General features: G+C 44.3%; 16 protein-coding genes, 1 tRNA gene and 1 other RNA gene. 12 read left to right on the plus strand and 6 right to left on the minus strand.

Features of this window, described 5'->3' with window-relative positions; translation table 11 throughout:
• Positions 1 to 122: 122 nt before the first annotated feature.
• From BVU_RS13640 to BVU_RS13675, 7 genes are all read left to right on the plus strand, one after another.
• Complete coding sequence (locus tag BVU_RS13640; protein ID WP_005843810.1) at positions 123 to 296, plus strand: histone H1; 174 nt, start codon at positions 123 to 125, stop codon at positions 294 to 296.
• Positions 297 to 444: 148 nt separating this feature from the next.
• Positions 445 to 4,842 carry a DUF5113 domain-containing protein gene (locus BVU_RS13645; protein ID WP_011965713.1) on the plus strand — a complete coding sequence of 1,466 codons (4,398 nt, stop codon included), beginning with the start codon at positions 445 to 447 and terminating at the stop codon, positions 4,840 to 4,842.
• Positions 4,843 to 4,871: 29 nt separating this feature from the next.
• The gene (locus BVU_RS13650) at positions 4,872 to 5,600 is read left to right on the plus strand and encodes a DUF5932 domain-containing protein (protein ID WP_005843813.1); all 729 of its coding nucleotides are present in this window, start codon (positions 4,872 to 4,874) and stop codon (positions 5,598 to 5,600) included.
• Positions 5,590 to 6,306 (plus strand): AbgT family transporter, encoded by a 717-nt coding sequence (locus tag BVU_RS13655; RefSeq protein ID WP_011965714.1) that lies wholly within the window; start codon positions 5,590 to 5,592, stop codon positions 6,304 to 6,306. The genes BVU_RS13650 and BVU_RS13655 overlap by 11 nt, the downstream gene beginning before the upstream one ends.
• A 69-nt stretch (positions 6,307 to 6,375) precedes the next feature.
• Positions 6,376 to 6,449, plus strand: a tRNA-Arg gene (locus BVU_RS13660).
• A gap of 383 nt (positions 6,450 to 6,832) precedes the next feature.
• On the plus strand, positions 6,833 to 7,147 hold the full coding sequence (locus BVU_RS21710; protein WP_016270339.1) for a hypothetical protein: 315 nt from the start codon (positions 6,833 to 6,835) through the stop codon (positions 7,145 to 7,147).
• Between the two features lie 176 nt (positions 7,148 to 7,323).
• On the plus strand, positions 7,324 to 8,673 hold the full coding sequence (locus BVU_RS13675) for a mechanosensitive ion channel family protein (protein WP_005843823.1): 1,350 nt from the start codon (positions 7,324 to 7,326) through the stop codon (positions 8,671 to 8,673).
• A 532-nt stretch (positions 8,674 to 9,205) separates the two neighbouring features.
• On the opposite strand, the gene BVU_RS13680 is transcribed toward BVU_RS13675, so the two are convergent.
• On the minus strand, positions 9,206 to 10,858 hold the full coding sequence (locus tag BVU_RS13680) for an AMP-binding protein (protein ID WP_032934748.1): 1,653 nt from the start codon (positions 10,856 to 10,858) through the stop codon (positions 9,206 to 9,208).
• Positions 10,859 to 10,864: 6 nt separating this feature from the next.
• Complete coding sequence (locus tag BVU_RS13685) at positions 10,865 to 11,440, minus strand: helix-turn-helix domain-containing protein (RefSeq protein WP_005843827.1); 576 nt, start codon at positions 11,438 to 11,440, stop codon at positions 10,865 to 10,867.
• 204 nt (positions 11,441 to 11,644) lie between these two features.
• Here BVU_RS13685 and BVU_RS13690 point away from each other — a divergent pair, with 204 nt between their 5' ends.
• Complete coding sequence (locus BVU_RS13690; RefSeq protein ID WP_005843829.1) at positions 11,645 to 12,247, plus strand: riboflavin synthase; 603 nt, start codon at positions 11,645 to 11,647, stop codon at positions 12,245 to 12,247.
• A 132-nt stretch (positions 12,248 to 12,379) separates the two neighbouring features.
• Here BVU_RS13690 and BVU_RS13695 read toward each other — a convergent pair whose 3' ends face one another.
• The 4 genes from BVU_RS13695 to BVU_RS13705 all read right to left on the minus strand — a co-directional run bounded on the left by BVU_RS13695 (position 12,380) and on the right by BVU_RS13705 (position 15,651).
• Positions 12,380 to 13,708: a YihY/virulence factor BrkB family protein gene (locus BVU_RS13695; protein WP_005843831.1), complete on the minus strand. Its 1,329-nt coding sequence runs from the start codon at positions 13,706 to 13,708 to the stop codon at positions 12,380 to 12,382.
• Between the two features lie 26 nt (positions 13,709 to 13,734).
• Positions 13,735 to 14,104: RNase P RNA component class A (gene rnpB / locus BVU_RS21110), an RNA gene on the minus strand.
• A gap of 272 nt (positions 14,105 to 14,376) precedes the next feature.
• Positions 14,377 to 14,664, minus strand: coding sequence for a chaperone modulator CbpM (locus BVU_RS13700; protein WP_005843833.1), 288 nt, complete (start codon positions 14,662 to 14,664; stop codon positions 14,377 to 14,379).
• Between the two features lie 15 nt (positions 14,665 to 14,679).
• Positions 14,680 to 15,651 (minus strand): DnaJ C-terminal domain-containing protein, encoded by a 972-nt coding sequence (locus BVU_RS13705; RefSeq protein WP_005843835.1) that lies wholly within the window; start codon positions 15,649 to 15,651, stop codon positions 14,680 to 14,682.
• A 46-nt stretch (positions 15,652 to 15,697) separates the two neighbouring features.
• On the opposite strand from BVU_RS13705, the gene BVU_RS13710 reads away from it, so the two are divergent.
• The 4 genes from BVU_RS13710 to BVU_RS13725 all read left to right on the plus strand — a co-directional run bounded on the left by BVU_RS13710 (position 15,698) and on the right by BVU_RS13725 (position 22,263).
• Entirely contained in the window at positions 15,698 to 17,701 is a 2,004-nt protein-coding gene (locus BVU_RS13710; RefSeq protein WP_011965716.1) for a sensor histidine kinase, read from the plus strand.
• Between the two features lie 11 nt (positions 17,702 to 17,712).
• A complete protein-coding gene (locus BVU_RS13715) occupies positions 17,713 to 19,455 on the plus strand; it encodes a bifunctional metallophosphatase/5'-nucleotidase (protein WP_011965717.1) in 1,743 nt (580 codons plus the stop codon).
• 4 nt (positions 19,456 to 19,459) lie between these two features.
• The gene (locus BVU_RS13720) at positions 19,460 to 19,798 is read left to right on the plus strand and encodes a hypothetical protein (RefSeq protein WP_011965718.1); all 339 of its coding nucleotides are present in this window, start codon (positions 19,460 to 19,462) and stop codon (positions 19,796 to 19,798) included.
• 131 nt (positions 19,799 to 19,929) lie between these two features.
• The gene (locus BVU_RS13725; protein ID WP_011965719.1) at positions 19,930 to 22,263 is read left to right on the plus strand and encodes a TonB-dependent receptor; all 2,334 of its coding nucleotides are present in this window, start codon (positions 19,930 to 19,932) and stop codon (positions 22,261 to 22,263) included.
• The last annotated feature ends 74 nt before the right edge of the window (positions 22,264 to 22,337 follow it).

Raw genomic sequence — 22,337 nt, forward strand, 5'->3', positions numbered from 1 at the left:
ATTGAAATACCCTGTAAACGAGGATCAACTGTTGAAAAATCGTAAAAAAAGAGATGGATAGGAGATTTATTGCCAAAAAAGAATTTAATTTGAACCGTTTTATAATTTATAAAAAAAAGAACATGAACGAATTAATTGCTAAAATCAAAGAATTGAACGAAGCTTTTATGTCTGATGCAGCATTGCAGATTGAAAAAGGTAACAAAGCTGCAGGAACACGCGCACGTAAAGCATCATTGGAATTGGAAAAACTGATGAAAGAATTTAGAAAAGCATCTTTGGAAGCTTCTAAATAATCCTTCATTCGTCTTTTAAAGATTTTTATAAGCCATCCTTCGGGGTGGCTTTCTTATTTTCTACCAGGTTTTGCTTTTATTTCGGGGGATAATTGATATTTTTGTATTTTTATTGGTGGGTGGTTAACCTAAAGGAGAAGGGATGTTTATGAAGAATATGTGTCTATTGCCTGTATGGGCGGTTTTATTGATTATAGCAGGGACTTTCTTTTCTTGTGAAAAGAAGAAGGATATGGCTATATACCGTCAGGCGGATTCTTTGAACTTGCTTTCTTATCGTATGCGCTATAAAAATTTGGACACAGCGTGTAAAGCGGCGCATGACGCCTACAAACTGGCGGATGGATTCCCCTCCCTGCGTGCCGGGGCATTGAATAATCAGGGTTTCTGCGCCTTTATCCACATGGACTTTGAAAAAGCCGAAGATCTTTTTCTTCGCGTATATGAGGAATCAAACAATGAATTGGAATGTTTGATAGCAGATATCGGTATGATGAAAATTTGTCAGCGTACCGCCATGAACAAGGAGTTCTATGATTATCGTAACAGTGCGTTACGGCGTATGAAGCGTATCAGTGATGACCGTTCTGCTATAACCGATCCCGGAGAGCTGGAGCGGCTTAATTATGCCCGTTCCGAGTTTTTCATTGCTTCTGCCATCTATTACTATTATTTGCAGCAGGAACAGCAGTCTTTGGAGGCGATTAATGAAATAAAAGTAGACGAGGCGCTGGAAAGTGATACTGCCCAATTGCTCTATTATTATTATATGAAAGGGTCTGGCGGTATGTATGAAGCGGATACACCGCAGGATGTGGTATTGGGTGAGTTTAACTATCTGATAGAATGTCTGGGTATCAGCAGGGAATACGGGTATGTCTATTTCGAGGCGAATGCATCTCAGGCAATGGCAGAATTGCTGAAAGAGAGGAAAAATTTCGATTTGATAATGGAAAGGCGTCCCAATGTGATGCGTGCCATCAATAGCGAGGACTTGTCGTGGGAGGAATTGACCATGCGTTTTGCCTGGCAGGCTTTGGATTTGTTCAAAAAATATGGAGATTTGTATCAGATTTCGGGTACATACCGCACTTTGGCGTCGTGCAGCAACGAGCAAGGCAGGTATGAAGACGCGCTGCATTACTTGTCGGAAGCATTGGGGTACGTCAATCGGCATCACGAGAAATATTACCATTGTACGGATACCATGGACAGGCTACGTCCGTATGTTCCCATGGCTACCACTTCCATTGAACTGGAATGGATTAATGACGATGGTATAAAAAGTGTTCCCGAATGGATTGCCCGTTTCCGTGAACAATTGAGTGTAACATATGCAGCGTTAGGAATGAAACCCCAGTCGGATTATAATCGTAATATTTATCTGGATATTTTGGACTACACCCGCCAGGACAAAGAATTGGAGAGTCGTTATAATGCGTTGGAGAAGGAATCGGAAGCCTTGAACGGACTTCTGGTGGTAGTGGTGATTGGTATCGTTGTCCTTATCATTCTATTTTGGATATTGAATAAAAGATGGCGTGTGCGGAATGCTCTTTATATTGATAAGTTGAAACGTACTTTGGAAATATGCCGTAAGATAACGGCTTCCGTACCCATTGATGCGGGGGAGATAGAGGATGTGACAAAAGCGGTAGTTGCCTCGGTGAAAGAGGATATCCTTTCGTTGGTGGGAGCGACGGACTTCCGTATTGTGGCTGAAAATGGAGAGGGGAATGAGGTGCCGGGGCAAGGGATTTGTACAAGTTTTATCTTGAATATTCCGGGCAGGGAACAACCTTTGGGCGAGGTGCACCTGTATTCGGAGCACAAAATGAAGAAAGATGATAAAGCACTGATGAGGGTCATTACACCTTACATTTCGTGGACACTGGAGAATGGACTGGCTTTTATTTCGTTGGGCGATGAACGGAAACGGCTGGAAAAGGAGCAATATGTCCATGAACAGCATTTGGCGGAGAATAAACGGCAGAATCTGGTGAAGAAAGCCTGTCTGTTTATTGTCACAGGCATTATGCCTTATATAGACCGAATCATGAATGAAGTGCATAAACTAACCGCACACAACTACATTCAGAACGAAGAAATAAAAGAAAGCAAATACCGTTATATCGACGAACTGATTACCCGTATCAATGAGTATAATGATATTTTGGCCTTATGGATTAAGATGCGGCAGGGGACACTGAGTTTGAATATAGAGAATTTTGAGTTGAATTCCCTTTTTGATGTACTGGTAAAAGGGCGTAAGACTTTCGAGATGAAACAACAGACTCTGACCATAGAGCCGACTGCCGCCATTGTGAAAGCGGATAAGGCTCTGACGCTTTTCATGATAAATACATTGACGGAAAACGCCCGTAAATATACGCAGCCGGGAGGAAATGTTTCTGTTTATGCGCAGGAAACGGAATCTTACGTGGAGATTTCGGTGAAAGATGACGGTCCGGGACTTTCACAGGAAGATGTGGAGCGTATTCTGAGTGAGAAAGTTTATGATTCGGGTAAAATCGGATTGCAGACCAGCGAAAATGTCAGCGAATTGCAGAAGAATAAAGGTCACGGTTTCGGTTTGATGAATTGCAAAGGCATTATTGATAAATATAAGAAGACCAATGAGATATTCCGGGTCTGCCTGTTCCGGATAGAAAGTGAATTGGGGAAAGGCAGCCGTTTCTATTTCCGTTTGCCCAAAGGAGTGCGCAAAACGTTGATGTTGGTGTTGGTCGCTTTTCTTCCTGTCCTGGCAGGATGTAATGAGGGGAGGGAGAAAGATGGGAAAGCTGAACAGCTCACTGTCAATGATTCCATTCAGCGATATGATAAATTATTGGCTGTTGCGAATGAATATGCATACGATGTTTACAATTGTAACATTGATGGATTATATCAACAGGCATTGTGTTATGCGGACAGTGCTCTATATTGTTTGAATAAGCATTATATTATGTATTCGGGCAGCAAAGGGCCTTTGTTGGAATTGGAAGGAGAGGGGGTAGCAGCGGATTTAGATTGGTTCAACCGGCATTTTGATACCGATTACTATGCCTTGCTGGATGTTCGCAACGAGGCAGCAGTCGCCTTTTTGGCTTTAGGTAATCTGGAGGCTTATCGTTATAACAATAATGCTTATACGGCGCTGTACAAACAGATCAGTGAGGACACCTCATTGGAGCAATATTGCCGCCAGATGCAGCTTTCTGCCAATAATAAGACGGTGGCTATCATTCTTTGTGTGGTTATTTTGTTGGTATTGCTGGTGGGATATTATATTCTGTATTTCCGCCACCGTTTGATTTATCGTTATAACTTGGAACAGGTGTTGGAAATCAACAAGCAGGTGTTTTCGGCCTCTTTGCTTGACGGAAGAGCCGACCGGGATATTGCTGCAAGTCTGGTCAAGGATATGTTTGAAACGGTAAATGAGTTGCTGCCCGTTGATGTGTTGGGCGTAGCGGTTTATAGTGAAGACAACCACAGCTTGAATTATGCTTTTTCACCGGTGGAGGATGAGAATGAAGAAATGCGTGAGATGATGGCTCGTAGTTTTGACGCGAAGACACCTTATTGGCGTGAGAAAGATAGGGTAAAATGTTTGCCCTTGTGGGTGGAAGCAGGTAACGAGAATCGTTGCACGGGTGTGCTGGCATTGAAAATCGCTTTGCCTGTGGAGCGTGAGGACGACCGCTTGATGCTGGAGCTTGTGGCCGGATATGTAGCCATCATTGTATATAATGCAGTGGTACTGATGGCGCAGAAATATCGGGATATAGAAAGTGCGCAGGATGATGCGCGCCGAGCCATACGGGAGGAAAACCAGTTGCATGTGCAAAATCTGGTATTGGACAATTGCTTGTCAACCATTAAGCATGAGACAATCTATTATCCTAACCGGATAAAACAGATTATCGACAGGTTGAACACCCGTCAGGCTGGAGAAAACGAAGCTGTGCAAGTAGAAACGATTGGTGAGTTGATCAGTTATTATAAGGATATATTTACTTTGCTGAGTTCATGCGCCGCACGTCAGTTGGAAGAAATTACTTTCCGCAGAGGTGTTGTGAAAGCCGGCGAACTGGCCGATTATGCGGTACGGTATATAAAACGTGCTGGAAAACGTATGCCGCATCGGGTAGAACTGAGGACGGAGGTGGAACATGTTTCCGTATTGGGAGATGTCATTCAGCTGAAGTTTATGTTGGAGAATTTAATAGATGAAGCGCTATCATACGAGGTGGATGGTATTTTGGAATTGTGTATTTATAAGGATAAGGATTTTGTGCGGTTTGATTTCCGCGATACGCGTCGCGAAAAGTCGCAGGAGGAGTTGAACTTGTTGTTCTACCCGCATCTGTCTCGTATGAAGCAGGGGCAGGAAGGAGTTCTGACCGGTACGGAATACCTTATTTGTAAGCAGGTGATTCGTGACCATGATGAATTTGCCGGAAGACGCGGTTGCCGTATCAATGCGCAGCCTGCCGCTGAAGGAGGGTTCACCGTATGGTTCACCCTGCCTGCCCGTTGAATGTAGAATGTAAAAAAACAATGCATATTATGGAGAATAATAGATTTAAAGTCATCATTGTAGAGGATGTCAAACTGGAATTAAAAGGAACGGAAGAGATATTCAGACACGAAATTCCGAATGCGGAAGTCATCGGAACGGCTATGACTGAGAATGAGTTTTGGGAATTGCTGAAAGTGCAGTTGCCCGATATGGTTTTATTGGACTTGGGCTTGGGGGGATCGACTACCATCGGTGTGGAAATCTGTTCTTCTTTACGGAAGAACTATCCGGATATGAAGGTGCTGATTTTTACTGGTGAGGTATTGAACGAAAAGTTATGGGTGGATGCGCTGAATGCGGGTGCGGATGGTATAATCCTGAAGACGGGAGAGTTGCTGACTGCCACAGATGTACAGGCGGTGATGGATGGCAAGAAACTGGTTTTCAATTATCCCATTCTGGAGAAAATAGTGGCACGTTTCAAGCAGTCGGTGGCTCAGGAACAGCGCAGGCAGGAAGCTGTCATTAATTATGATATTGATGAATATGATGAGCGTTTGCTTCGCCATCTGGCCTTGGGGTATACCAAAGAAATGATTACTAATCTGAAAGGGATGCCTTTCGGGGTCAAATCCATAGAGAAGCGTCAGAATGAATTGATAAACCGTTTGTTCACATTGGATGAAAGAAGTGGTGTCAATGCCTGTCGATTGGTGACCCGTGCTTTCGAGTTGCGGATTCTTGACATTGATAATTTGGAACCGGATGAAGAGTAAATATTATTTTCCTCATACCGCTACTGTGTTTTTTCTGCTGACGGTAGCTGTAGCCTTGTTCTCATGGATAGGAAGTATTTATGGGCTGGGGAAGGTGCAAAGCCTGCTCAGTCCCGAAGGAATCCGGTGGGAATTGAGGCATGCTATGGGGAATTTTGTCCAGACACCGGCATTGGGCATAGTAATGATGCTTTTTTTAGGGTTCGGCATTACGGTTCATTCCGGGGTATGGGGTACGTTGGGGAGGATAGTGAAAAGAGGAAAGCCCATTTCCCGTAAGGAAAAACGTGCGTTGATATTGGCAGGTTGTATACTGCTTGTTTATATCATAATGATTATTTGCACCACTTTTGCTCCATGGACTATGTTGCGTAGCGTGACGGGATCTCTCACGAACTCTCCGTTTCAAAAAGGGATTTATTATCTCATTTCGTTTGGTGTGGGATTGTCGGGTATGGCTTTCGGTTATGCATCGGGACGTTTTCGGGATGATAAGGATATAATAAAAGGTATGTCCTGTCTCTTTTCTCGTTTTGCCGATTACTTTGTGGCGCTTTTTTTTATAGTTCAGTTCTTTTCTTCATTGATGTATACGAATTTGGTGGAATGGGTTGGAATAGAGTCATATATAGTGTCTTACGCTTTCCATATTTGTTGCTATTTACCTTTTGCTTGGATGCTGAATAGAAAAAAAATAGATTGTTAATGCAAAAAAGTTGCGGATTCTTTTGGTAATTTCAATAAAAACCGTACCTTTGCACTCGCAATTAAGGATGGTTCCGTAGCTCAGCTGGATAGAGCAACGCCCTTCTAAGGCGTGGGTCTTGCGTTCGAATCGCAACGGAATCACATAAAAAAAGCTGTATCTTCTGAGGGTACAGCTTTTTTTATGGAAATATTTAAAAAGGATTTATCTATAAGCGGGGCTATGGAAAAGATCTTGTCCATATCTATAAACCTTTCCCGTTGGATAGTTAAGGGTTTTCTTCCTGTTTGTTCTATCTCCGCAAGCCTTTGGAGTTAACTCCATAGCCTTGGGAGATAACTCCAAAGCTTATGGAGATAGAATACATCCGTATAAAAAGGTTTAACCTGGAAAGAGAAAAGGCTTATGCAACAGGAACAGATGCAATACATTGTTGTTTAATTCCGCTGGCGGGCTATTACTTTTTCTCAGTTTCTCCGCCCTTTGGGCTTCATGGCAGCGGAAAGATTGAACCGGTTAAAAAGTCATGTTAACCCTTTTTGTACGCGTAACTTCCATGTATGCAGGCGAGGGGATGGATAACCATCATTTTACTGAGGTGCATGATATTTATGTAAAGGATTTGAAATGCAAAAAGGTGAATGTAGCTGCATTGGTGCTTCAAGGTACAGAGGAGAAGCCTATTTATAACGTGACTTTTGATAACGTGGATGTGGATAAAGCAGGGATAGGTCTTGGTTTCTCGAATACGAAGACAATTGGGGTTTCTAATTGTAATTTGGGAGGTTATGTTGGGGTGCCGTCTACAGCCAGTGCGAAAGATGGTATATTCGATAAATAGATTTGTTTGACTTCTTGGTTTACTTCGCCGATTCCTTGAAAGAGTCTTGTTACGCTGGAATGACAGAGTAAAAGGAAAGCAGGAAACCGTTTCCGGACAGGCTGGGGGAGGATTTTTCATCCCTCAGCTAAACAAATGTTTTTATAGATGGTTCTATAAGTAAAAAGACGATAATTATGAGTACAAACGAATTTGCCCGAATTTTATTGACTTGGATTAAGAGTTTTCTATCATGGATAGGCATCCCGCGCGATAGGTTGAATGAACTGGATGAGATTATTTTCTTGATCCTGATTGTGGTTATTGCTTTTGCTGTAGGAGCTGTTTTTCATTATTTATCTGTGCGTTTCACACGGAAGGTGTTGAAATATAAAAATATCAGTTTTTTAAGTTCGTTGATAGAATACAATGCCTTGCGGAAAATGTCTGCGGTCATTCCGCCGCTTATTATATCCGCTTTGTTGCCGTTTGCGTTCGACTATCGTTCTACTTGGTTTACTGTCAGTGAAAAAATCACTTGGATTTATTTCTTTATCGCTTTGTTGTTTTCGGTCAATGCCGTGTTAAACTCGGTAGGTAATGTGCTGATGAACAAGGAGCAGTTACAGAATCGTCCGATGAAAGGTTTCATACAGATCTTTCAAGTGATTTTTTCGTGTGTTGCCATCATTGTCATCATTTCCATATTGATTAATAAGTCGCCTCTCAACCTGATTACCGGACTGGGTGCTTTTGCTGCCGTACTGATGTTGATTTTCAAAGATACCATCCTTGGCTTTGTGGCGGGGGTACTGCTTTCCGAGAATGATATGGTGCATATCGGCGATTGGATTGAGATGCCGCAGAATAATGTGAATGGGGTGGTGATGGATATCACTCTGAACATTGTGAAGGTTCAGAATTTCGATAATACGATTGTCACTATACCTCCTTATTCATTAGTCTCCGGTTCATTTATCAATTGGCGTGGAATGACTGAATCGGGCGGGCGGCGTATTATGCGCGAGTATGCATTGAAACTGGATTACATACAACCCTGTACTCCTGAATTTTTGGAGAAAATGAAGAAGTTTGATGCTGATTTGGCCGACTTTATCACAGAAAAGCAGAAACAGGCGGCTGAAGGAAAAGTAGCGAATACTGACAATCCGGCCGGATTGGTAAATGGAACCATCGATACGAATGTAGGGCTGCTTCGTGCTTATATGACTCTCTATCTGAAGCGCCATCCTTTTATCAGTAAGGACCTGTTGCTGATGGTGCGCACATTGGCTCCTACGGAGAATGGCCTGCCCGTACAAATTTATTGTTTCTCGTCCAATAAGAACTGGCCTAGTTATGAATCTATCCAAGCGGAAATCATGGAACATTTTGTTTCTGTTCTTCCCGAGTTTGGATTGTATCCGTTCCAGAATCCTACTGCCAGAGATTATGTAATCAGTGGTTTGATAGAGTCTGGCAAGGACCTTTCTACTGTAGACGGAATTCCTTGGCATTCGGTCTTGCCAAAGGAAGAAAAGGTATAGTTAGGGATTTAAACATTTATTAATGACTTGCGGTTGAACAATTCTTGTTGCCGCCGTGTTATATAAATGTGTTTTTCATAGTATTAGATTAAAGGTTGAAGATTGCAATCGGCTTGAGAGAAGTAGTTGCATCTGAAGTAGAAGCGTCTACTATAAAAAATATAGAAAGGTTGTTCCTTACGGGACAGCCTTTTTGTTTTGTTAAAAGAAACCATTCACTTTAACTTGAAATGTTAAAGGAGTTGTTGCTTTTATTAAACAATACTATAATTTCTTCTTAACGCTTCTTTAAATTTGCAGATAGCAGGAAAGTGTGTATATTTGCATGTGTGTTTTTCATAGTATTAGATTTAAGGTTAACAAAAGGTTGGAGCAAGGCGTTGCTCCTTTTTTTATGGAGTAACGTGAGGAGTACATCTGCTGTCCGGTTCCGATATCCGATACAGAACCACAGAGAAGAATCCGTGCAATGTATTCCTCTCCGTGACTGTGTAACTTAATTCTGCATTTTTAATGCAAGAGGCAGGCTGAATTAAATAATCTCGATGCCTTGCTTCCGGCATAACTCCAATCCCACATCCTTTAACTTGAATTTCTGTATCTTTCCGCTGCCCGTCATGGGGAACTCATCAACAAAGAAGATATATTTAGGAATTTTGTAACGGGCTATCTTGCCGTCGCAAAAGTCACGTATATCGAATTCGTTCATTTCCACCCCTTCGTGCAAGATAATGAATGCGCCTACCGCTTCTCCGTATTTCTTGGAGGGGATACCGGCTACCTGTACATCTTTTATTCCTTCCATCTGATACAGGAACTCTTCTATTTCCCGTGGATAGATATTCTCTCCGCCACGGATAATCATGTCTTTTATCCGTCCTGTGATACGATAATTACCTTCTTCGTCTTTCACTCCCAGATCTCCTGAGTGGAGAAAGCCGTTCCGGTCTATCACTTCGGCGGTTGCTTCGGGGTTTTTGTAATACCCCTTCATGGTGTTATACCCTTTGTTGCACATCTCGCCTTGTACGCCTATGGGACATTCCTCGCCAGTTTCCGGATCGATCACTTTTACTTCCGTAAACTCGAAATCACGGCCCACCGTGTTGCAGCGTACATCAAACGAATCGTCGATGCGGGAGGCTGTCATGCCGGGAGAAGCTTCTGTAAGCCCGTATACACTGGTGACCTTCATAAACATTTTCTCTTCCACACGTTTCATCAGTTCCACCGGACAGAGTGAGCCTGCCATAATGCCGGTGCGCAGACTGGACATATCGAACATATCAAACATGGGATGGTTCAGCTCGGCAATGAACATGGTAGGAACCCCGTACAAGGCCGTGCAGCGTTCCTTGTGGACGGAGGCAAGTACCAGCAGCGGGTCAAAACGTTCCACCATCACCTGCGTGCATCCGTGTGTAAGGCAGTTCATGGTGGCTAATACCACTCCGAAGCAATGGAACAGGGGTACACAGACACATAGTTTGTCATCGGAAGTGAATTTCATGTGCTCACCCGTCAGGAAACCGTTGTTGCTGATGTTGTAATGGGTGAGCATGACTCCTTTGGGGAAACCGGTTGTGCCCGAAGTGTACTGCATGTTCACCGTGTCGTGGCAGTTCACCTTCGCTTTTGCTTCCAGCAGCTCGTCATCGTCTATGTTGCATCCCAGAAGCAGAATTTCGGCGGTGTTGTACATACCCCGGTATTTTTCGGGGCCGATGTAAATCACGTTCTTCATGCAGGGGAAACGTTTGCTCTTCAGATATCCGCGCTGGCTGGTCTTTAGTTCGGGCAGCATGGCGTAGACCATATTTACATAGTCGTCATTGCCACGGTCTCCGTTTACGATACACAGCGTGTGCATGTCCGAGTTCTGGCAGAGGTATTCCAGTTCTGCCTGTTTGTAGTTGGTATTTACTGTTACGGCCACGGCGCCGATTTTGGCGCAAGCGTACAGAAAGGTCAGCCAGTCGGGCACATTACCCGCCCAGATTCCTACATGGGTTCCCCGTTTCACGCCGATGGCGAGCAGTCCTTTGGCCATGTGGTCTACACGCTCGTTAAATTGTTTCCAGGTGAAGCGCAGATTGCGGTCGGAATATACGATATATTCTTTATCGGGAGTGGTGAGGGCCCAATGTTCAAGCCAGTCACCCAAGGTTCTCGTGCTTAATTCCATCATAAATCAAATAGGAGTATAGATAACAGCCAATATTTTGGCGGCTTGTCCTTGATATCCGTGTACGTGGTGCGGAACGATAGAATCATAATAAATACTGTCTCCGGCTTTAATCAGATGGCATTTTTTACCGTGGCATACTTCGACGGCGCCTTCCATGACATAGATAAACTCTTCACCTTCATGCGAGGAGAGTGAGAAGTGGCTTTCCTCCGTCGGTTCCACGTCTACGATGAATGGTTCCATATGCCTGTCCGCTTTTGATTTTGACAGTGAGTGGTAGCGCATATGTGTACGCAGGTCCATTGCATTGTTCGAGAAACTGATAGTATCCTCACTCTCTTGTTTCCGGCAGATTACTGCTCCTTGTTCTTCCTGGTCGTCCAGAAAAGTGCCCAGACGTACCCCTAACGCGCGGGCTATCTTGATGAGGGGAGCCAATGAAGGAAGATCTACATTATTCTCTATTCGTTCTATTTGTTCTTCGGCAAGGCCAGAGCGTACGGCCAGTTCGGCCACACTGATTTCTTTTGTTTCACGTAGTGATTTTATTTTTTCACCAACAATCTTTGTGCTGTCCATGGTTTGTTTTTAATAAGTTTGCAAAGTATAAAGTGCAAATATATAATAAAAAAGAATTGGGCACTCTGTTTTTGTTCTGAATATGTAAAAAAGGCAGGTTAGCGACGAATTGCCGGTCATTTGTCATTAACCGTCGGTAAGTTTCGAATATTTGTGTTTTTTGTTCTATCTTTGTTCTCGAAACTTAATTAAAGACTAAAACTTATGTTCTCAGGGATTGTAGAAGAATATGCGGAGGTGGTGCGTATTGTAAAGGAGCAGGAAAATCTGCACCTCACCTTGAAATGTTCGTTTGTGGACGAACTGAAAATAGACCAGAGTATCTCTCATAACGGTGTGTGCCTGACTGTAGTCAGTTTACAGGATGGAACGTACACGGTTACCGCCATGAAAGAAACGATAGAGCGTTCCAACATCGGCTTGCTGAAAGTGGGAGATAAAGTGAATGTGGAACGCAGCATGATGATGAACGGGCGGCTGGACGGTCATATTGTGCAAGGACATGTGGATCAGACTGCCGAATGTATGGATATAAAGGATGCTGAAGGGAGCTGGTATTTTACTTTCAGATATGCGTTTGACAAGGAAATGGCAAAGCGCGGCTACATCACGGTGGACAAAGGCTCGGTTACGGTGAATGGTGTGAGTCTGACCGTTTGTAACCCTACGGAGGATACTTTTCAGGTTGCCATCATTCCTTATACTTACGAACATACCAATTTCCATACTTTTAAAGTGGGAAGCATTGTGAATATAGAGTTTGATATCATCGGCAAATATTTAAGCCGCATGATGCAGTTCTCCTGATTCTTTTACCGCAGGTTGCACAGATGATTGTTGAAGATGAAAGAAACTTCTTTGTGGAAATCCGGAATTATCCGCATCGGCTTTTGAGCAAAAAAGAATCTGTGCAATCTGTGGTAAAATCGAATATCAGAATTATAAATCTTTCAGCAATATCTTGCTGGTGCTTTTATAATATTCTTCACGGGCATTTGCCAGCGCCTCCCAAGAACTGCTGTATCGCTTTTTGTCTATTTTGAAGGCTTCCGTTCCGGCTATGTCCAGTCTGTTCAGCAGCATAGCCACGTTCATCCGGTTGATATCTACTGACGGCAAATAGCCTATGCTTTCATCGTCACCGTCCATAGCAGTTTCATAAATCATGTGCATGTCCTGTAGTTCATACAGGATTTTCTTGGTGAGCCTTATCGGGATTTTATGTTCGTCGCTGAGTGTCTCGGCGGTATAAGGAGCCTCTTCCGTCTCAAAGCGCTTGCATATCAGAGACATGATGAGGATACACAGAAAGTCGTGATAACGGCGGCTGATATTTGCCGTTTCTTTGCTGAAACTGTAGTTGCGAAGATTCTGTGCCACATAGCAAAGTTCTGCGCCATACAGGCAGATTCCCCATGAAATCTGCGCCCATAACAAGAACATAGGAATGGCGGCGAAGCTACCATAGATTGCATTGTACCTTGATACCCATATCTGACTGCCGATATACAAGTATTGAAAAGCCTGAAAGGCTGTGCCTGCGATGATACCCGGAATGATGGCATACTTCAGTTTCACTTTAGTATTGGGCATAAAGACGAACAGTCCCGTAAACATGGCCCAAGTCAGGATGAAAGGGATCAGGCGTACCAGAAATTTCATCAGGGGTGCCAGTAATACGAAGTCCTCCATGTTTTTCACCATGGTGGACATAAAGATGGTAAGACCGCTGGAAAGTACGATAAGTAGGGGCAGTAAGAGCAGGATGGAGAAATAATCCGTCATTTTGCGATACAGTGTACGGGGCTTCTTCACTTGCCATATATAATTGAAGGTACGTTCTATGTTATAGGTCAGGCTCAGAATGGTCCAGAACAACATCACCAGACCCACTCCGATAAAAATTCCGCTTTTGGCGTGCACCAGATAGGAGTCAATCAGGCCAAGAATGGTTTCGGCAGCCGCACTCTGTCCTTCAAGACCGCTACGGAACTGGGTTTCCAGCAGGTTGGAGAAGCCGAAACCGCGTGCGATGGCGAATAAAATGGCCAGAATGGGAATGATAGAAAGCAGGGTGCTGTATGTCAGTGCGGATGCTTTATTCAAAATACGTCCCTGAGTGAATTCACGAACAGAAAGAGTAGCGATTTTTATTGCATTATAGAGTATTCCTCGGGATTTGCTAACCTCGTCTTCTGTCACCCGCCATATATCATCTTTGAGAAACGATTGCAGACCTTTCAGTTTTTCCTTGTTCATGGTACTCATAAGCTCTTCATTAGGATATATGAAAAAAAAGCAGCCGGCCTGTAAGCCGGGTTCTGTTCCTCGCCTTGCGGCGAAGTGCCTGCCATTTATCTACGCCTGTTGTCACCAACAGGCTCTAGCGGTCTACCCTCCGACGTGGGGCGAGCAACCCTCATAATGTCGGTTTACATGACCTTACAACTCCTAAGACGTACAGCCCGTCATGTCACCATGCGGCTGGTGGGCTCTTACCCCACCTTCTCACCCTTACCCCGTTTCCCGTAGGAATTGTGGCGGTTGTTTTCTTCTACGTTACTCCACCTTTGCAGATAGCTTTCTGTTAGGAAGTAGGATGCTCTGCGTTGCCCGGACTTTCCTCTTTCGCCTTACGGCGTCAGCGGCAGACCGGCCGGCTGCTTTTAAGTCTACAAAGATAGTGATTTTAGGTTAAACGTAGGATAATAAAGCGGAAAAAAGTAAGAAAATAAATGGAAAAACGAAGAAAGAGCGGAACAGCCCATTACTTTTTCTTGGTATATATAATAATGAGAAGAGAATCGGTGATGATCGGTTCGGCACTCCTGCTTATCGTATAGAAACAACGGTAAAAACAGAAATATAAAAGTAAATGAACAGTGCCGGAAAGAGAAGTGGGTGCAGTTTTCGCTTTCCCTCTCCGGACACGGATTTTAGCGGTAGAATTCCAGTTCGTTTCTCAATGAACGCACTTCCTGTTGCAGAAGTTCTATACGTTCCAGCATGTGGTGGATGGCGTCGATTCCTGCAATATTGATGGACAAGTCATAATATAAATGCGTGTAACGCTCCAGTTCCGCTAGTTGGGATGTGGGGAGGTAGCGTTCCTCGTCAATCACCCGGACTTCGATCAGTCCGTCTTCTTCCAGTTCCATAATGAACGACGGGTCCACATGGCAACGGTCGCAAAAATCGTTGATAATAATTAAATCGGTCTGCATAATCCTTCTCTTTTTTTAATTGCTACTATCTTTTAATTGGCGGAACAGCTCTTTCTGATGTTCGGTCAGGTTGCTAGGAATGGTGACATTATAAGTTACTATCAGATCGCCAAATTTGCCTTCTTCCTTGTAAACAGGAAAGCCTTTGCCTTTCAAACGGACTTTGGTTCCGTTCTGGGTTTCAGGTTTTACTTTCAGTTTTACCTTGCCGTTCAGTGTGTCCACGGTTTCTTCACCACCCAGTACGGCGGTGTAGAGGCTAAGCGGAGCATGGATATATAAATCATTTCCCAAACGTTTGAATACAGGATCGTCTGGAATGACAAAGGTGATGTACAGATCGCCTGCAGGACCACCGTTTACCCCCGGTGCACCATGACCACGCAATTTGATAGTCTGTCCGTTGGCTATACCTGCCGGAACAGTGATACGTATGTTCTTTCCGTTTACATTAAGCACTTGTTTGTGTGTTTCGGCGGCTTCACGCAATGAAAGTTGTAATTCAGCATTATAGTCCTGTCCACGGAATCCGGCGCTTCGTCCGCCGTTTGCACCGCCACGATGCCCGAACAGTTCTTCAAAGAAATCAGAGAAACCACCTGCGCTGCCACCGAAATGTGCACCGGTGAATTCTTCTCCTCCATTGCCGGAATACCAGTAACTGCCGTTACCGTCCGTACCGAATCCGCTTCCGGCTCCGCCAAACCCTCCGAATCCACCAGCACCTCCATATTGTTGCTTTTGTTTTTCAAATTCGTCGGCATGTTTCCAGTGTTCCCCGTATTCGTCGTATTTCTTACGTTTTTCCGGGTCACTCAGTACTTCGTTGGCTTCATTTATCTCCTGAAACTTATCTTTGGCTCCAGGATCATTCGGATTCAAGTCAGGATGGTATTTGCGGGCCAGCTTACGGAAAGCCTTCTTGATATCATCTTGGGTGGCGCTTTTGTCCACTCCCAATACTTTGTAATAGTCTATGTAAGCCATATTATATATTTGTTAAATTTCATCTGCTTTAAGAGAAACAAAATACATGCCAATTGGTTGTGTTCTGTTTTTATTTTATTATCTTTGCAGCGAATTTTTAGAAATTATTCTAAAGGAAATGAGGGGATTGGCAATCATATTCAGGTTTTTTATGCTATTAGTCCTGCTGCTTCCTGTGGTTGCTCTGTGTCCTGTGAAGGCGGAAACGACCTCGGAAGGGCCTATCCTTATTGTCACTTCTTATAATCCCGAAACGCGTAGTATTTCTGACAACCTGTCTGCTTTTATGGATGAATACAGACAGCGTGGCGGCAAGTATACTCCGATCATAGAGAGTATGAACTGCAAGAATTTGTCCGAGGCCTATCTGTGGAAATCGCGTATGGCCTCCATCCTTGGTAAGTATAAGGGGAAAAACCGTCCGTCACTGGTTATATTGTTGGGGCAGGAGGCATGGTCGGCTTATATCTCACAAGACACAGAGATAGCTAAAAAGACTCCGTCTATCTGTGGCATGGTCAGTGTCAACGGACTGGTATTGCCCGATGATAGTATCGACACGCGGGTATGGGAACCTGAAAGTAAGAATATTTATACGGATTTCAGTGATTATAATATTGTTGCCGGTTATGTATATGAATATGATGTCGATAAAAACATAAAGCTGATGCGTCGTTTTTATCCTGATATGCGCCGTGTGGCATTTATATCGGATAATACCTATGGCGGGTTGTCTATGCAAGCCTTGGTTAAAAAGGAGATGAAGAAGTACCCCGATTTAGAAACAATTTGGCTGGACGGCCGTACAGAAACCTTTATGGAAGTGAGTGAAAGGATGCGCAGGTTGCCTCAAAATACGTGTGTGTTATTGGGAACATGGCGTGTAGACTGTACGGAGAGTTATGTTATTGGTAATACGACTTATATGCTGCGCGATGCGAATCCCACCCTGCCTGTGTTTACTATTGCATCTGTGGGGCTGGGACATTGGGCATTGGGAGGATATACTCCCGAGTACCATGCGGTAGGAAAGAATATAGGCGCGGTTACTTATGATTTTTTGGATAAAGGGGATAGAGAAGGGGTGGACTTGTTGACTATTCCCGGAAACTATACTTTTGATATAAAGCGTTTGCATGAATTCAAATTGGATTCATTGAATCTTCCTCAGGGAGCGGTGTTGGTGAACAAGACTCCTTCGTTTTATGAGCAGTATAAATATTGGGTCATAGGGGTTGTTTCGGCGTTCATGTTCCTGATAGCCTGTTTCTTGATAGCCATATATTATATTATCCGTATCAACCACTTGAAACATAATCTGGAAGTATCCGGCGAGGAACTGCTGGTAGCCAAGGAGAAAGCGGAGGAATCCAACAGGTTGAAGACGGCTTTTCTGGCCAATATGAGTCACGAAATACGCACTCCCTTGAATGCCATTGTGGGATTTTCCAGCGTGTTGGTCAGTGATGATTCCTCTCCTGCCGAGAAAGAGCAGTATTGTGATATCATTCAGAAGAATTCCGATTTGTTGTTGCACCTCATAAATGATATTCTGGACATCTCGCGCATGGAATCCGGAAGGATAAAATTCGTATGGGAAGAATGTGATGTGGTAGAGTTGTGTCAGACGGCTTTGTCTACAGTGGAGTATGGACGCAAGACCAGTGCTTTGTTTCTGTTTGAAACTCCTGTGCCTTCGCTGGTTGTCAAGACGGATGCCCAGCGTCTGAAGCAGGTGTTGATTAATTTGCTGTCCAATGCCGCAAAATTTACTCCGTCCGGTTCTATCAAACTGACGGTTGCCATAGACAAACAGCATCAGCAGTTGGAATTGTCAGTGTCGGATACCGGTTGCGGTATTCCGCCCGATAAGAGTGAAAAGGTATTTGAACGTTTCGAGAAATTGAATGAATATTCCCAAGGTACGGGGCTGGGATTGGCCATTAGCAGGCTGATAATCGAGAATCTGGGAGGTAAGATATGGGTGGACAAGGATTATACCGAAGGCGCCCGGTTTGTATTCACGCATCCTTTGACTAAAAAAGAATAAAGAATAGAGAAATGAAATATAGAATATGTATCAGTGCCCTGCTGTTGTGGGCAGGTATGCAGTTGTCTGCATCCAATAATCAGGAAGAAGTGGTTATCAAGATTATAGAAACCAGTGATGTGCACGGGAATTTCTTTCCGTATAACTTTATCGAACGGAAAGAATGGAGTGGAAGTCTTGCCCGTGTTCATTCCTTTGTGAAAGAACAGCGTGAGAAATATGGGGATAATTGCCTGTTGATGGATAATGGGGATATCCTGCAAGGTCAGCCTACAGCTTACTATTATAATTTTATGGATACCGTGTCTACTCATGTTGCGGCGGATATGATGAATTATATGGGATATGTGGTAGGTAATATGGGTAACCATGATGTAGAGACGGGGCATGCGGTGTACGACCGTTGGATAAGACAGTGCGATTTTCCGGTACTGGGGGCTAATATAATAGACAATGCCACTGGAAAACCTTATCTGAAACCCTACGAGGTGTTGGAGCGCGACGGAGTGAGGATAGCGGTTCTGGGTATGATTACTCCGGCCATTCCTTCATGGTTGCCGGAGAAATTATGGAGTGGTCTGCATTTTGAGGAAATGGAGCCCTGCGCACGCAAATGGGTGAAGATTATAAAGGAAAAAGAGAATCCTGATGTCATTGTGGGATTGTTTCATGCCGGAAAGTCGGGCAACGTGTTGGGACAGGTGGTGGAAGATGCCTCTATGGATGTAGCCAAACGGGTTCCGGGCTTTGATGTGGTGCTGATGGGGCACGACCATACTAGGGAATGTGTAAAGGTGCAGAATGTGGCAGGAGACAGTGTGCTGGTCATTGACCCGGCAAACAATGCCAATGTAGTTTCGGATGTGACCCTGACCGTAACAAAGAAAGACGGGAAAGTAGTGGAGAAGTCGGTGGAAGGTAGATTGGCGGATATGAACAAGTATCCTGTCAGCCGGGAGTTTATGGATAAGTTTGCCCCTCAATACAAGGCTGTAAATGACTTTGTATCCCGTAAAATCGGTACAATTTCACGTACCATCACAGCGAAGGATGCTTATTTCGGTTCTTCTCCTTTCATAGACCTGATTCATCAGTTGCAATTGGAAATTTCGGGTGCTGAAGTGTCTTTCTGTGCTCCGTTGTCCTTCCGGGCAGAGATTAAAGAAGGAGACATCTATGTGAGTGATATGTTCAATTTGTACAAGTACGAGAACATGCTGTATGTGATGGAACTTTCGGGCAAGGAAATTAAAGATTTTCTGGAAATGGCATACGCCATCTGGACTAATCAGATGAAGAGTTCCGAGGACCACCTGATGCTTTTCAAGGAGCCGGTAGAGAAGGGGAAGCGTGCTAATTTCAAGAATTTCAGCTTTAACTTTGACTCTGCCGCAGGCATTAATTATACGGTGGACGTGACCAAGCCGGCAGGAGAGAAAATCACGATTCAGAGCATGTCGGACGGGACTCCTTTCAGTATGGATAAGGTTTATAAAGTGGCTTTGAATTCTTACCGTGGGAACGGTGGCGGAGATTTACTGACTCTTGGAGCTGGAATTTCCAAGGAAGATTTGGCAAAACGTATTATTTTTGCAACCGATAAGGATTTGCGTTATTATCTGATGCAATATATTGAGCAGGAAAAAGTGCTGCATCCTCATGCTATGCACCAGTGGAAGTTTATTCCGGAGGAATGGACTGTGCCTGCCGCGAAAAAAGACTATCAATTGTTGTTTGGCGAGGAAAAGAAATAAATAGTTGAGCAAGAGAAGGTACATAGTAGCCCCGTTATTACTGCTGGCGCTGTTTTTAACGTATCAGGTAAGCATCACTTTGTTTACCCACGTTCATATTGTGAACGGGGTGATGATTGTGCACTCTCATCCTTCGTCCGAAAAACACCATACGCATACCACAGGACAGGTAATCTCAATTGCTCATCTGAGCACTATCCAGACTCTGGAGCCCGGGGGGCAGACAGAGATGACTGTATTCCGTCCTGTGTTGTATGTTTTGGAATACAAGACAAATACTTTCCGCGCGAAAGTGCTTTGTGCGCAATGTATCCATTTGCGCGCTCCTCCTTTTTATTGCTGAAACATAAGGTATATCTGTTGACGGGATACATTCGGATAATCCGTTCAACAGATGCGGATGTGCTTTTGCCGTAGAGCTGCACACATTCTTTAATTGAATAAACCGAAACATTTTAGTAATAGAAAAAATAGATGAAACAATATATTCTGTTACTCGTGCTCATGGTGATGGGTGCGGGTATCCATGCGTATGCAGAAGATGTAAATCCTGTGAAGGAAGGAAATGTGATTTCAGGTCATGTAGTGGAAAAAGGCACGGAGAACAGCCTTCCGTATGCTACCATATTGATTGTGGAAACCGGGCAAGGTACGGTGAGTAACGAGGACGGGGAGTTCCGTTTCAAGAAGGTTCCGGCAGGAAAGTACACATTGAGAGTTCAGCTACTGGGCTATGAGACACAGGAAAAGAAAGTGACCGTCAGTAACGACTTCACGGTAGATGTTCATTTTTTGATGAGTGACGAAAGTATTATGACGGACGAGGTAGTCGTATCGGCCAATCGCAATGAAACAAGTCGCAAGGTGGCTCCGGTGGTAGTCAATGTGATGAATGCCAGGCTTTTCGAATCGGTGAATTCTACCGATTTGGCTAAATCCTTGAATTACCAGTCGGGGTTGCGTGTGGAGAACAACTGCCAGAACTGCGGCTTCCCTCAAGTGCGTATCAATGGGCTGGAAGGGCCTTATTCTCAGATTCTTATCAATAGCCGTCCGGTAGTCAGTGCTCTGTCCGGTGTGTATGGCTTGGAGCAGATTCCGGTGAATATGATAGAGCGTGTAGAGGTTGTCCGCGGAGGAGGGTCGGCCTTGTTTGGTGCTAATGCAGTGGGCGGAACCATCAATATCATCACGAAAGACCCCATCAACAATTCATTTCAGGTTTCTTCAACAATGTCCAATATGAACGGCAAGGTGTGGGAACAGTATATGGGAGCCAATGCCTCTTTGGTGTCAAAAGACAATACGTATGGCATCGCTTTGTATCAGTCTTATCGGAACCGTAATCCGTATGATGCGGACGGGGACGGTTTCTCGGAGTTGGGAAAGCTGAATATGAATACATTCGGGCTGCGCACCTATTACCGTCCTACGCAGTTCAGCCGTATCAGTCTGGAATATCATACCACGAATGAGTTCCGCCGCGGAGGGAATAAATTTGATTTGCAGCCGCACGAAACGGATATCACCGAACAGACCAAGCACGTTATCAATAGTGGCGGATTGAGTTATGATCTGTTTTGGAAAGAATACAAGCATAAGCTTTCTTTCTATTCTTCCATCCAGCATACCGACCGTAACAGTTATTATGGTGCGCAACAGGATGCGAATGCATACGGAAAGACAAAAGATCTGACTTGGGTGGCAGGCGGCATGTATGTGGGTAATTTTGAGAAAGTTTTATTCTCTCCTGCTACTTTTACCGCCGGGCTGGAGTATCAGAACAACTCCCTGCACGATGTTATGACCGGTTATCACCGTGATATGAAACAGGATGTGCGCATTGCCAGCGCTTTTGTGCAGAACGAATGGAAAATGAATCAGTTTGTATTCCTGGCCGGCTTCCGTCTGGATGACCATAACCTGATTGACAATCCCATCTTCAGCCCCCGTCTGAACCTGCTCTATAAGCCCAGTGACAAACTACAGGCGCGCATCACTTGGTCCACCGGTTTCCGTGCGCCGCAGGCTTATGATGAAGACTTGCACGTTACGGCAGTAGGAGGTGAGGGCGTGCTTATCAAGTTGGCGGAAGGGCTGAAGCCTGAGCATTCTAACAGCATCAGCGGCTCCATTGACTGGACGGCGAATATCGGTCATTTCCAGACCAATTTGTTATTGGAAGGATTCTATACCGGATTGGATGACGTGTTTGTACTGGAGGATATGGGCCATGACCAGAATGGTAACAAGGTGAAGGAGCGTCGTAACGGTAACGGGGCACGTGTGTATGGCGTGAATCTGGACGGAAAGATTGCACATGGACGTGATGCGGCTTTACAGGTGGGCTTCACGGTGCAGCGCAGCGAATATACTGAGCTGGAGGCATGGAGTGAGAATCCTGAGGTAGCGCCGGTGAAGCGGATGCCCCGTACTCCTGACTATTACGGTTATTTCACATTGACATCTGCTCCGTTCAAGAATTTCGACTGCTCCTTGTCCGGTGTGTACACAGGCCGGATGCATGTGCCGCATTTCGCACCGACAGAGTTGCCCGAGGAATATATAGGACAATATATCGCTAAAGATGAAATGGTGCATACTCCTGATTTCTTTGATTTGAATGTGAAACTGAATTATACGTTTGTATTGAATGACCATATCAAGTTGCAATTGAACGGTGGAGTGCAGAATATCTTTAATGCTTTCCAAAAGGATTTGGACAAAGGTGGTTATCGTGACTCGGGTTATTTCTATGGGCCTACACAGCCTAGAACGTATTTTGTGGGGATCAAGATTACGAATTGAATAATCTGCTGATTGGTCAATGTGCTAATATGTCAATGGGTTACGCTTTGTTCCACATGGCACATTAGCACATT

The organism is Phocaeicola vulgatus ATCC 8482, from assembly GCF_000012825.1.
GTDB lineage: Bacteria > Bacteroidota > Bacteroidia > Bacteroidales > Bacteroidaceae > Phocaeicola > Phocaeicola vulgatus.